The organism is Halorubrum yunnanense (assembly GCF_026586675.1).
Lineage (GTDB): Archaea > Halobacteriota > Halobacteria > Halobacteriales > Haloferacaceae > Halorubrum > Halorubrum yunnanense.
Genome location: NZ_JAODIX010000039.1, coordinates 89,696 through 100,358 on the forward strand (window position 1 = coordinate 89,696; position 10,663 = coordinate 100,358).

At 71.5% G+C, this 10,663-nt stretch carries 12 protein-coding genes; 6 read left to right on the forward strand and 6 right to left on the reverse strand.

Features of this window, described 5'->3' with window-relative positions; genetic code table 11:
* Positions 1 to 354: 354 nt before the first annotated feature.
* The 4 genes from N5096_RS10565 to glyA form a co-directional block, all read right to left on the reverse strand.
* Complete coding sequence (locus tag N5096_RS10565) at positions 355 to 1,353, reverse strand: ornithine cyclodeaminase family protein (protein ID WP_267664564.1); 999 nt, start codon at positions 1,351 to 1,353, stop codon at positions 355 to 357.
* Between the two features lie 86 nt (positions 1,354 to 1,439).
* Positions 1,440 to 1,727, reverse strand: a complete 288-nt coding sequence (locus tag N5096_RS10570; RefSeq protein ID WP_267664565.1) for a DUF8015 family protein — start codon at positions 1,725 to 1,727, stop codon at positions 1,440 to 1,442.
* Between the two features lie 234 nt (positions 1,728 to 1,961).
* Complete coding sequence (locus N5096_RS10575) at positions 1,962 to 2,372, reverse strand: DUF3054 domain-containing protein (protein WP_267664567.1); 411 nt, start codon at positions 2,370 to 2,372, stop codon at positions 1,962 to 1,964.
* A 78-nt stretch (positions 2,373 to 2,450) separates the two neighbouring features.
* Positions 2,451 to 3,698 carry a serine hydroxymethyltransferase gene (gene glyA / locus N5096_RS10580; protein ID WP_267664568.1) on the reverse strand — a complete coding sequence of 416 codons (1,248 nt, stop codon included), beginning with the start codon at positions 3,696 to 3,698 and terminating at the stop codon, positions 2,451 to 2,453.
* Between the two features lie 223 nt (positions 3,699 to 3,921).
* On the opposite strand from glyA, the gene tbsP reads away from it, so the two are divergent.
* The 6 genes from tbsP (at position 3,922) to N5096_RS10610 (ending at position 9,152) form a co-directional block, all read left to right on the forward strand.
* Positions 3,922 to 4,728, forward strand: a complete 807-nt coding sequence (gene tbsP / locus N5096_RS10585; RefSeq protein WP_267664570.1) for a transcriptional regulator TbsP — start codon at positions 3,922 to 3,924, stop codon at positions 4,726 to 4,728.
* 87 nt (positions 4,729 to 4,815) lie between these two features.
* A complete protein-coding gene (locus tag N5096_RS10590; protein ID WP_267664571.1) occupies positions 4,816 to 6,507 on the forward strand; it encodes a YcaO-like family protein in 1,692 nt (563 codons plus the stop codon).
* 36 nt (positions 6,508 to 6,543) lie between these two features.
* Positions 6,544 to 6,882, forward strand: coding sequence for a cupin domain-containing protein (locus N5096_RS10595; RefSeq protein ID WP_267664573.1), 339 nt, complete (start codon positions 6,544 to 6,546; stop codon positions 6,880 to 6,882).
* 232 nt (positions 6,883 to 7,114) lie between these two features.
* Positions 7,115 to 7,645 (forward strand): DUF5817 domain-containing protein, encoded by a 531-nt coding sequence (locus N5096_RS10600; protein WP_267664575.1) that lies wholly within the window; start codon positions 7,115 to 7,117, stop codon positions 7,643 to 7,645.
* A 71-nt stretch (positions 7,646 to 7,716) separates the two neighbouring features.
* On the forward strand, positions 7,717 to 8,727 hold the full coding sequence (locus N5096_RS10605) for a DUF7490 domain-containing protein (protein WP_267664577.1): 1,011 nt from the start codon (positions 7,717 to 7,719) through the stop codon (positions 8,725 to 8,727).
* Entirely contained in the window at positions 8,724 to 9,152 is a 429-nt protein-coding gene (locus N5096_RS10610) for a DUF8060 family membrane protein (protein WP_267664579.1), read from the forward strand. Before N5096_RS10605 ends, N5096_RS10610 begins: the two co-directional genes overlap by 4 nt.
* A 32-nt stretch (positions 9,153 to 9,184) precedes the next feature.
* Here N5096_RS10610 and N5096_RS10615 read toward each other — a convergent pair whose 3' ends face one another.
* Together N5096_RS10615 and N5096_RS10620 are read right to left on the reverse strand one after the other, a co-directional pair.
* Positions 9,185 to 9,541 (reverse strand): DUF8113 family protein, encoded by a 357-nt coding sequence (locus tag N5096_RS10615; protein WP_267664581.1) that lies wholly within the window; start codon positions 9,539 to 9,541, stop codon positions 9,185 to 9,187.
* Between the two features lie 114 nt (positions 9,542 to 9,655).
* The gene (locus N5096_RS10620) at positions 9,656 to 10,501 is read right to left on the reverse strand and encodes a Rieske (2Fe-2S) protein (protein ID WP_267664582.1); all 846 of its coding nucleotides are present in this window, start codon (positions 10,499 to 10,501) and stop codon (positions 9,656 to 9,658) included.
* Positions 10,502 to 10,663: the final 162 nt, after the last annotated feature.

A 10,663-nucleotide genomic window follows, 5' to 3' on the forward strand; every position in this document is an offset into this window, starting at 1 on the left:
CAGGCGATGCAAGCACCGCAGCGAGGAAGCGAACGAAGTGAGCGACTGAGTGAGGAGCGCAGCGAGCGTGCGCCGTCCTCGCGGCTGGGGCTTTGGGGGTGTTCTCCGAACCACTGCCGACAACGACGTCTCGCCGAGCGGCTGGGGCTTTGGGGGTGTTCTCCGAACCACTGCCGACAACGACGTCTCGCCGAGCGGCTGGGGCTTTGGGGGTGTTCTCCGAACCACTGCCGACAACGACGTCTCGCCGAGCGGCTGGGACTTTGGGGGTGTTCACCGTCGATCCGACAGTGGCCATTTATAAATCCGCGGTTGGCTCAGCACCGAGCCCGCCGAATCGACACCATCAGGTGTTTATTTCCCAGTAAGCGCCTCGCTCGCGGGCGCGAACTCGATCGTCTGCCCGCGCCCCTTCTCGCTCGCTCGTTTATAAAGCATATGCGCGGCGGCCGCGGTCTCGATCCCGGTCCCGCCGGAGTCGAAGATGGTGACCTCGTCGCCGCTCGTCCGCCCCGGGTGCTCCCCGGCGACGACTTCACCGAGGTCGGCCGCGACGTGGTCCTCGTCGACGAGTCCGGCCTCGACCGCGGCGAGGAACGACCCCGCGTCTTGGGCCGCTCGCTCGCGGATATCCGGGACGTACGTCGCCCGGGCGATCAGCTCCGGCGGGAGCTCGTTCTTCTTCGGGTTGTACTGTCCCATCGCCGTGACGTGGGCCCCGGGCTCGACGTCCCCGTCGTCGATCACGGGCTCGCTCGCGTTCGTCGCCGTGATCACCACGTCGGCGCCGGCGACCGCCTCGCTCGCGCTCGCGACCGCCGCGACCCGGGGCTCGATCCGATCCGCGAACTCGTCCGCGAACGCCTCGCGGTGCTCCGCGGTCGGCGAGAACACCCGGACCGCCTCGAACTCCCGCACGGTCGCGGTCGTCGCGAGCTGGCCGCGGGCCTGCGCGCCGCTCCCGATCACGGCGATCTCCGTCGCGTCCTCGCGGGCGAGCGCGTCGACCGCGGTCGCGCCCGCGGCGCCCGTCTTAAACGGATTCATCGAGGCGCCGTCGAGCACCGCGAGCGGCTCGCCCGACTCGGCGTCGAACAGCGGCGTCATGAACCAGGCGTCGCCCGCGCCGAACCCCGCGGAGTAGGTGTACCCGCCCATCGCGCCCGTCTCGGGGAGGACCGACGTGTAGGAGGTCAGCATTCCCGGCGGGTCGCGGTTGTACAGCATCGTCCGGGGCTTCGCGGGCGCGCCCTTGCCGATCTGGCGGTACGCGTCGCGCACGGCGGCGACGTAGTCGGCCGGGTCGGCGAGGTCGTCGACGTCGGCGCTCGTGAGGAACAGCGTCTCGGTCATACCCAACCGCTCGGGCGCTGGGGACTAAACCCCACAGGGAAGCGGCACGGGACGCCGTGCGAGCCCTCGCCGGTCGGTCGGACACCTCAGTCGGAGGCGCCAGCCCCGGACCGCCCGCTCTGGGACCGCTCGACCGCGCGGTCGACCGAGTCGCGGACCGAGGCGCTCGAGCCGTCGCGAGAGCGTTCGGTCCCGCCGCGAACGCCCGCGACCGGATTCCGGACGAAGATCGCGTGGGCCATGATGGCCCCCGCGACGAGGGCGCCCCCGGGGAGGGCGGCCGTCAGCGACAGCCCGACGAGGTTCAGCACGGCGGTCACACCGATCAGCGCGGCCGGAATGAGCCCGAGAACGTAGTCGTAATACCCAATCATGCTCCAGTTGAACGTATTACACTATCGCTATTAAAATTTTCTCGGGGTTCGGTGTGACCGCTTAAAAAGCCATTTCAAAGGATGTCATAAGTTATGCGGGCGTGTTGGCCTGCGATCGACCTCCAGGGGTGCGTCGGCTGCCGCCGCACGCGGTCGGGACTGACGGCGAGACGGCGGAACAGGGAGAACAGCGGGGCGGTGAGACGGCGGGACGGTGGGGCGACGGCGCGGCCTCTACCGGAGCTTGAAGTACAGGGCGCGCCAGCCCCCCAGCGCGACCGAGCCGAGCACGAGCATGACGACGGCGAACGCGGGCGCGGCGCCGCCCCGGAAGACGAACTCCCGGAGCGCCAGCCCGACGACCGCGGCCGGGATCCACGACCGAACCGCGAGCGGGACGGACGACTTCGCAGTCTCGACGGCGCCGGCCGAGTAGGCCCCCACGAGCGGGGCGATCAGGGCCCACGCGATCAGGAACGGGGCGTACACCTCCAGCAGGTACAGCGGGTTCGCCGACAGGAACTCGACGCTGCTGTGGTTCGTCGCGCCGACCGTCAGCAGGGCGATCAGCGCGAGCAGGTCGCCGATCGCGAGGGGGACGGCGCCGCGGTCGAGGCGTGTTGCGAGGAACGACGAGTCGGCCATATCGACCCGTCGGGCTCCCCCCTACTTTGTACGCACGGATTCCGTCCGGCGGTCGTTACGACAGCGACCGGGACGCCCTCACTCGTACAGCGGGTGTTCCTCGCAGAGCTCGACGACCCGCTCGCCGACCTCATAGATGACGTCGTCGCTGTCGACGTTGTCGACGACGCGGTAGATGAGGTCGCCGACCTCCTCGATCGCCGTCTCGTCGAACCCGCGGGTCGTGAGCCCGGCCGTTCCGGCCCGGATCCCCGAGGGGTTGAACGGCGATCGCGTCTCGCCCGGCACGGTGTTCCCGTTGAGCACGACGTTCGCGGCCGCGAGCGCGTCCTCGGCGTCGCTGCCCGGCAGGTCCGGGTGCGAGTCGCGGAGGTCGGCCAGCACCAGGTGGTTGTCGGTGCCGCCGGAGACCAGGGAGAGGCCGTGACCCCGGAGCGTCTCGGCGAGGACCTCGGCGTTGTCGACGACCCGCCGCGCGTAGTCTTCGAACTCCGGTTCGAGCGCCTCCTTGAACCCCACCGCCTTGCCGGCGATGTTGTGCATGAGGGGGCCGCCCTGCCCGCCGGGGAACACGGCCTTGTCGACGTCGTCGGCGAACTGTTCGTCGCACATCACGATCCCGCCGCGGCCGGCGCGGATCGTCTTGTGCGTCGAGCCGGTGACGAAGTCGGCGACGCCGACTGGGGAGGGGTGGACGCCGGCGGCGACGAGCCCGGTGATGTGGGCGATGTCGGCGAGGTGGTAGGCGTCGACCGCATCGGCGGCGGCCTGGATCGCCTCCCAGTCGACGGTGCGCGGGTACGCGGAGTAGCCGGAGACGACGATGTCGGGCTCAAACTCCTCGGCCGTCTCCCGGAGGCCCTCGTAGTCGATGTACCCCGTCTCGGGGTCGACCTCGTACTGCTCGACCTCGTACATCTGCCCGGTGAAGTTCGCCGGGTGGCCGTGCGAGAGGTGGCCGCCGTGGCTCAGCTCCAGCGAGAGGATCTTGTCGCCCGGGTCGAGCGTCGCGTAGTACACCGCCTGGTTCGCCTGCGTCCCGGAGTGGGGCTGGACGTTGACGTGCTCGGCGCCCCACAGCTCCTTGGCGCGCTCGATCGCGAGCTCCTCGACCTCGTCGGCGTACTCGCAGCCGGCGTAGTACCGGGCGCCCGGGTACCCCTCGGCGTACTTGTTCGTGAGGACGCTCCCCTGCGCCTCCATTACCGCCTCGCTGACGTGGTTCTCGCTGGCGATCATCGCGAGCGTCTGCTCCTGTCTGTCGCGCTCGCCGGCCAGCGCGTCGGCCACCGCCGGGTCGACCTCCCGGACGTGTTTGTTGTCCATGTGTGAATACGGGTGCGATCGCGCATTAATCCTTCCGTACCGGCGTCGCTTCCGCGCCCGCCGCGATGCCGCTCTCGACCCGCTAGCACGCCTCGATCCCGTCGTTCGGGGTTCGATCCGCGAATGCGTCGTTTTCGTCCGTTTCGAGGCCTGAAATCCGGTTGTTCACTCCCTGAATCCCGTTAATATTAAATAGATATATGGCTTTCATCCGAGGAGATAGATGGTGTCGAATTTACTGGAAACGGACGTCGAAACCGTCCTCGATACGGCGTTCGCCGGCGACGACGAGGAGCTCCTCGTCGTCGACCCGTCCGCGGAGACGATCGTATCGCTCGTCGAGGCCGCGACCGGCCGCGGCGACCTACCGAAGCTGTCGATACTGGCGGACGAACGCACGCTGAAGGACGTGATGGACGACTTCCTCGTCGCGTCGAAGGCGGCCGACCTCGTCGCCGACGGGTCGCTCGGGCTCCGCGCGCTCTCGACCGACGTCGACAACGCGCTGTTCGTCTCCCCGTCGCGGGTCGTCGTCCTCGTGAGCGCCGGCGAACACGTCGCCGCGCTCTCCACCGAGGAGGCGGACTTCGTCGACGAGGTGTTCGCGACGCACCGCGACGCCTTCGCGGCGGCCGAGGAGTACGGGCTCCGGACTCCGGCGCTCAGCCGCGTCCGCGAGACGATGGCCGCCGAGATCGGCGAGGGCACCCGCGGCGACTTCGACGCCGTGCTCGCGTCGATGGAATCGGCGGACGCCGCGCTCGACGAGGTGACCGTCTCGCTGCTCGTCGCCGCGAGGAACGACGTGCTCCTCTACGACATCTCGAAGTGGGGCGAGGACGTGGGGATCGCCTCGAAGGCGACGTTCTCCCGGACGAAGACCCGACTGGAGGACCAGGGGATCATCGACACAGAGAAGGTGCCGATCGACGTCGGTCGCCCGCGGCTCCGGCTCAAGCTCGGCGACGACCGGCTCCGGGGCGTCGACGCCGAGGAGCTCGCGGCGGTCGCGAGCGACCTGCTGGCCTGATCGGCGGACGGGCGGTCTCCGCCTCGACGCCTCCGCGCTCCGCTTTGCACCCGCGGCTTTTTTTCGCTCCTTTGCGTCGGGCGGGACATGGACATCGGACTTGTCGGCGATGGGCCCGCGGTCGACGCCGTCGTGACCGCGCTCGGCGACGTCGACGTGAACGTGATGCCGGTCGAGCCCGGGCTGCTGGAGGGCTTCGACCTCGCGGTCGTGGTCGACACCGCCGGCTCGGGCGCGTTCGCGGCCGCGAACGACGCGCTCGACCGCTGGGTCGGCGTCGAGGTCGGCGGCCTCGGCGGCGTCCCGCTCGCGGACGTCGACGCCGCGGTGACCGTCTTCGACGAGGCCTGCTACGACTGCCTCCGGGCCCGAGTCGCGAGCGGCGGGACCGAACCGGCCGACGCCCCGCAGGGCCGCCGCTCGGCGGTGCGCTACGCCGGCGCGCTGGCGGGGCGCCGGGTCATCCGGCTGCTCGCGGGGGACCCGGTCGCGGACACGGTCGTCGAGGTGCCGGGCGCGGAGCGGACGCTCCTCCCGGCCCCCGGCTGCGACTGCGGGGAGGCCCCCGGCGACGCGCTCCCCCGGGAGCACGCGGAGCGCTCCCTCGACGAGTCGATCGATCGCGCCGAGCGGGCGGTCGACTCCCGGATCGGCGCGCTCTCGGAGGTCGGCGAGCGGGAATCGTTCCCGGTGCCGTACTACGTGGCGCGCGTCGCCGACACGACGCCGTTCTCCGACGCCCGGGCCGCCGAGTTCGGCGGCGGCGTCGACGCGGGCTGGGACGCGGCGTTCATGAAGGCGCTCGGCGAGGGGTTAGAGCGGTACGCGGCGGGGGTCTACCGCGAGGCGTCGTTCACCCGCGCGCCGGCCGCGAACGTCCCGAACCCGGTGCCCCCCGACGCGTTCGTGCGCCCTGACGACGCCGAGGCGTACGACCGCGACGACCGGCTCGCATGGGTGACCGGCGAGAGCCTCGCGACCGGCGAGCCCGCGAGCCTCCCGGCGGAGTTCGTGCGGTTTCCGCCGCCGGAGCGCCGGTACCGCCCCGCGATCACGACCGGCCTCGGGCTCGGGAACTCCGGCCCGGAGGCCGCGCTGTCGGGGCTGTACGAGGCGGTCGAGCGCGACGCGACGATGACGAGCTGGTACTCGACGGCGGACCCGCTCGGGCTGGACGTGGAGGACCCGACCGTGGCGGAGCTGGAGAAGCGCGCGCGGGCCGAGTCGCTCTCGGTGTCCCCGCTGCTGGTGACCACCGACGTCGACGTGCCCGTCGTCGCCGTCGGCGTCCACCGCGACGGTGACTGGCCGCGGTTCGCGGCCGGGTCGGGCGCCGACCTCGACCCGGTCGCGGCGGCCCGGAGCGCGCTCGCGGAGGCGCTCCAGAACTGGACGGAGCTCCGGTCGATGGGGCCGGACGCCGCGGCCGAGGAGGGGGCCGCGATCGGTCGCCACGCCGACTTCCCGGACGAGACGCGGTCGTTCTTCGACCCGGACGCGAGCGTCCCGGCCGACGCGCTCGGCGATCCGGACTGCTCCGGAACGGAGGAGCTGGAGGCCGTCGTCGACCGCGTCGAGACCGCCGGGCTGGAGCCGCACGTCGCCCGGATCACGACCCGGGACCTCGCCGAAGTGGGATTCGAGGCGGTCCGGGTGCTCGTCCCCGGCGCGCAGCCGCTGTTCACGGGCGACCCGTTCTTCGGCGACCGCGCCCGCGACGTGCCGCGGTCGATGGGGTTCGAGCCGGAGCTCGAGAAGGCGTACCACCCGTTCCCGTAGCCACTATTTAAGTCGCTCCCGGCCGCGGACTCTCTCATGGACGTCGTATCAGACGCGGACGGCGAGGCGGCGGAGGCGGTCGACGACGTGTTCCTCACGCAGGGCGCGGTCGGCGAGGACACCAGCATCCAGCGGTTCGTCATCGAACCGGGCGCCGAGGTCCCCGATCACGACCACCACCACGAGCAGATCGGGGTGATAACCGAGGGGGCGATCACCTTCGTCGTCGACGGCGAGGAGGTAGTCGTCGAGGCCGGTGACACGTACGTCGTCCCGGGCGGCGAGCCGCACGCCGCGCGCAACGACGGCGACGAGGCGGTCGTGGGGTACGACATCTTCTCGCCGCCGCGCGCGAACCCGGACTGGCAGGACTGAACGGCGACCTGGTCAGTTACACCCGAACGACGGTGCCGGGGCCGGCGGCGAGAGCGGGCGCGAGCGGTGGGCCCTCGAGGGAAATCGCCGCGTCGCCGGCGGTCGCGAACGCAACTTATAAATAGCGACGGCGACGCCGCGGACGTCGCCGATCCGTCCGAGCGCTCGCCGTCGAAAGCGGGGCCACGGACGGAGCCGAGGGTTCAAATCCGCCGCCGCGAAAGGCCTCGACATGTACGCGGTCGTCGGCTGCAACGAGTGCGCGGCCATGTGGCTCCTCTCCGATCCCCGGACCAGCGAGAGCGCGACCTGCCCGCGCTGCGGGAAGACGCACCGGACGGCGAAGCTCAAGCGGTTCTTCGAGTCGGAGGACCGCGAGGCGGCCCGTGAGGCCCGCGCCGCGCTGCTCGCGAAGGAGCGAGACGAGAGCGCGGCGTTCGCCGAGGTCGACCACGTCTCGGAGCTCGAACGCGCCGTCGAGGACGCCGGGATCGGCGACCGGGAGTACCTCGAGGCCGGCGGGATCGACGCCGACGCCGTCAGCGAGGCGGGCGCCCGAGCCGAGGGCGGCGGGTCGGGGTCCCGGACCCGCACGGAGACCGTCCGCGACGCGGTCGAGGCGGTCGACGAGCCGACCGAGGAGAACGTCGTCGCCCGCGCGAGCGAGCGCGGCGTCCCCGCCGAGGCGGCCCGCGAGATCCTGACGAAGCTCACGCGGCGAGGCGAACTCTCCGAGTCGCGGGGGCGGTATCGGGTGCTCTGAGTCGGGCCGGCGTCTTCCGACTCGGCCCGAGTCCGACAAAGCACTTATATCGCGGGTTCGACCGTCGGCGCATGGACACGCGAACTGCCCTCCTGGCGGCCGCGGCCGCTGTGCTCGTCGTGAGCGCGGTCGGGGTCGTCGCAGCGCCGGACGCCCTCGACGACCCCCGCGAAGAAAACGAGCGGCCGGGGCACCTCCGGGTCGCCGGCATCGTCGTGTCGCCGGGCGAAGTGCGCGGCGAGACGGCCGAACTCCGGCTCGGCGTCGACCTCCGACACCGCGGCTCCGCGGTCGAGAACGTCACCGTGCGCCACCGCGCGATCGGCGCGGAGTCGGGCCTGCTCGTCGACGAGACGACGGTCGACGTCGGCGCCGTCGACGGCGGCGGCGAGCGGACGATCAACGGCTCCGTCGACGTGGAGCGCGCGGGCGGCTACCGGGTCGAGACGGCCGTCTTTGTCGACGGCAAGCGCGTCGAGACGCGGACGACTCGGGTCGGCGGCGTGGCCGCGCTCACGCCCGACTACGCCGACACGCGGGTCGGCTTCACCGAGGGGAACGTCTGGCCGACCGTCGCGGTGAGCGTGCGCGAGGCCGACAACGCGACCGCGACCCTGTCGGTCTCGGTCTCCGTCACCAACCGCGGCGACGCGGCGTCCGACCCCATCGACCTCCGGCTGCTGATGCGGCAGGCCGAGTCCAACGTGATCGCCGACGAGGCCCGCGAAACCGTCGGCTCTGTCCGCCCCGGGCGGACGGACACGGTGACGGCGACCGTCGAGGTGCCCGCGGAGTACAACTACTACGTCGACGCGGCGCTGTGGAGCGACGACGTCCTCATCGACGAGACGCAGGGCGTCGCCAACCTGAACCCGCGAGAGACGATCTCGACCGACGAGAGCGTCGAGGAGGTGCAGTTCTCCGTCGAGGACTTCGCCGACGATCGCGCCGACGCCGCGGGCGAGGACGGGGCCGATCGCGGGGGCGACGGCGCCACCGAGGACGGCACGCCCGGCTTCGGCCCGGTCGTCGCGCTCGTCGCGCTCCTCGCGGCGGCGCTGTACGCGCGGAGGCGCCCATGACGGGCGACGAGGAGTCAGCCGCAGGTGAGAGCGAACGGACGACCGACGGCGACCACGACCGACCCGCGACCGAATCCATGACCGACACCGACGCCACCGAGACGGACGAGCCGACCGCGGCCCCCGGATCGACGGCGGCCGCCGAACCGACCGACGGCGCCTCCGCCGAATCGGCCGACGAGGAGATCGGTCGGCTCTCGACCGATCGCCTCCGCGGGATCCTCGACCGGCTCGGACTCGCCGCGCTGGTCCTGCTCGCGCTGGTCGCCGGGTGGGGGTTCTACAGCCAGGCCGGCGCCGCGATCCGGACGTGGCTCGACCCGGCCTACCAGCCGATCGCGCTGGCGGCGTTCAACCTCGCGATCCTCCTCGTCGCGCTCGCCGGGGTTGGCCATCAGCTCTCGCGCATCCGGGCGAGCGAGTAGCCGGCGCGGGTCGCGTCCCGCCGCCGCGAACGCTACTCCTCGGGCAGGTCGTCCGTGCTGGCGGGGATCCGTTCCACCCGTCCCGCGATCGTCGCCGCGTCGCCGGCGACCGCGGAGGGCTCGACGCCGGCCTCGTTCGCGACCAGTCGCACGTGCGCCGCGAGCAGCGCGAGCGCGCGGAGCCCCTCGCCCTCGGCACCGTCGTCGCCCTCGGCACCGTCGTCGCCCTCGGGACCGCTGCCGGACCGCTGCGCGAACGTCGTGTCGATCTCGCCGTCGCGGACGACGCCGACGTGGACCGCCTCGATATCGTCGCCGTCGAGGAGCTGGCGGGCCCGTTCGAGTTCGGCAGCGAACGCGTCGTCGTCGGCCGGCTCGTCGTCGCTCATACACGGACGTACGTGGAGCCGAGGCAAAAGCGCGGCGCTCACGCGGACGAGCTCGGTAGATCGCAGCGCGAAAAAAGGCGAAGCGGCGAGGGAGGGCGGTTGCGCGGCGGGTCGTTACTCCGTCGGACGCGGGCGGGCGACGAACAGCGCCTCTTCGAGCGTGAACGGGTCGTACACCGACTGGTGGCAGACGCAGTAGGACCCGTTCGCGGCGTCGTACCGGGCGGACCCCTCGAGCACCTTGTAGCCGGGGATACAGCAGAAGTGCGTACAGACGTTGAGGTACGCGACGAATCCCTGGTCGGTTGAGGCTTCGAGCCACTCGTTGTCCGAGTTGGCGACGGCCTCCTCGATCTTCGACGAGCGGATCACGATCGCGTTCAGGTCGGTGGTATCACCGCCCTCGGACCGCCACTTGACGGAGGCGGGCTTCCCGACGCCGTCGTCGCCGATCCCGTTGCCCCACGTCTCGTAGTTGGCGAAGTCGTCCACGTGTATCTTCTCGCCCGCGTCGTACCGCTCGTCCTGCCAGTCGTACTTCCCGGGGGCGGCGCGGAACAGGTTGTCGGACTCGAACTCCGGCGAGATGTTGTCCTGGGACTCGACACCGCAGTACTGGAACCACTCGCCGGAGTAGGTCTTCCCGCCGAGGTCCTGTTGCGCGACCTTGATCTCCTGCCCCTCCTGGGTGACCGTCGTCGTATCGGGCCAGATCCCTTCGATGAACCCGTCGTCGGTCACCCGCAGGGGGATCTGGGGGAGCCCGCGCGGCGCCGGGCCGCCGGTCTTCGCGATCGTCGTCGCGACCGTCGCGCCGCCGCCGACCCCACCGGCGGTCGTCAGCGTGTTCACGGTCGCCGACCCCATCGCCCCGACGCCCGCGAGGGCCGCGCCCCCGACGACGCCCTTAACGAAGCGGCGCCGGCCGGACTCGGCCGGATACTTGTCGGACTTGCTCATACGCGAGGTTCGGGATGGATCGGTAAAAAGGGTGACGAACCGGCCACCGGGACGGCCGATCGGTCGGCATCGAGGTGAGAGCGACCCGGACGAGCGGCCGAAGCCGGCCGATCGCGATCGACCGGCTCCCCGGGAGCCGAGGCGGCGGCCGATCTCGCCCTC

Excerpts from the sequence above, each read along its gene's own strand:
- N5096_RS10575 (WP_267664567.1), bottom strand. The coding sequence starts at position 2,372 with ATGGCCGACTCGTCGTTCCTCGCAACACGCCTCGACCGCGGCGCCGTC.
- N5096_RS10605 (WP_267664577.1), top strand. The coding sequence starts at position 7,717 with ATGGACACGCGAACTGCCCTCCTGGCGGCCGCGGCCGCTGTGCTCGTC.
- tbsP (WP_267664570.1), top strand. The coding sequence starts at position 3,922 with ATGGTGTCGAATTTACTGGAAACGGACGTCGAAACCGTCCTCGATACG.
- N5096_RS10600 (WP_267664575.1), top strand. The coding sequence starts at position 7,115 with ATGTACGCGGTCGTCGGCTGCAACGAGTGCGCGGCCATGTGGCTCCTC.
- N5096_RS10610 (WP_267664579.1), top strand. The coding sequence starts at position 8,724 with ATGACGGGCGACGAGGAGTCAGCCGCAGGTGAGAGCGAACGGACGACC.
- N5096_RS10570 (WP_267664565.1), bottom strand. The coding sequence starts at position 1,727 with ATGATTGGGTATTACGACTACGTTCTCGGGCTCATTCCGGCCGCGCTG.
- N5096_RS10565 (WP_267664564.1), bottom strand. The coding sequence starts at position 1,353 with ATGACCGAGACGCTGTTCCTCACGAGCGCCGACGTCGACGACCTCGCC.
- N5096_RS10620 (WP_267664582.1), bottom strand. The coding sequence starts at position 10,501 with ATGAGCAAGTCCGACAAGTATCCGGCCGAGTCCGGCCGGCGCCGCTTC.
- N5096_RS10595 (WP_267664573.1), top strand. The coding sequence starts at position 6,544 with ATGGACGTCGTATCAGACGCGGACGGCGAGGCGGCGGAGGCGGTCGAC.
- N5096_RS10615 (WP_267664581.1), bottom strand. The coding sequence starts at position 9,541 with ATGAGCGACGACGAGCCGGCCGACGACGACGCGTTCGCTGCCGAACTC.
- N5096_RS10590 (WP_267664571.1), top strand. The coding sequence starts at position 4,816 with ATGGACATCGGACTTGTCGGCGATGGGCCCGCGGTCGACGCCGTCGTG.
- glyA (WP_267664568.1), bottom strand. The coding sequence starts at position 3,698 with ATGGACAACAAACACGTCCGGGAGGTCGACCCGGCGGTGGCCGACGCG.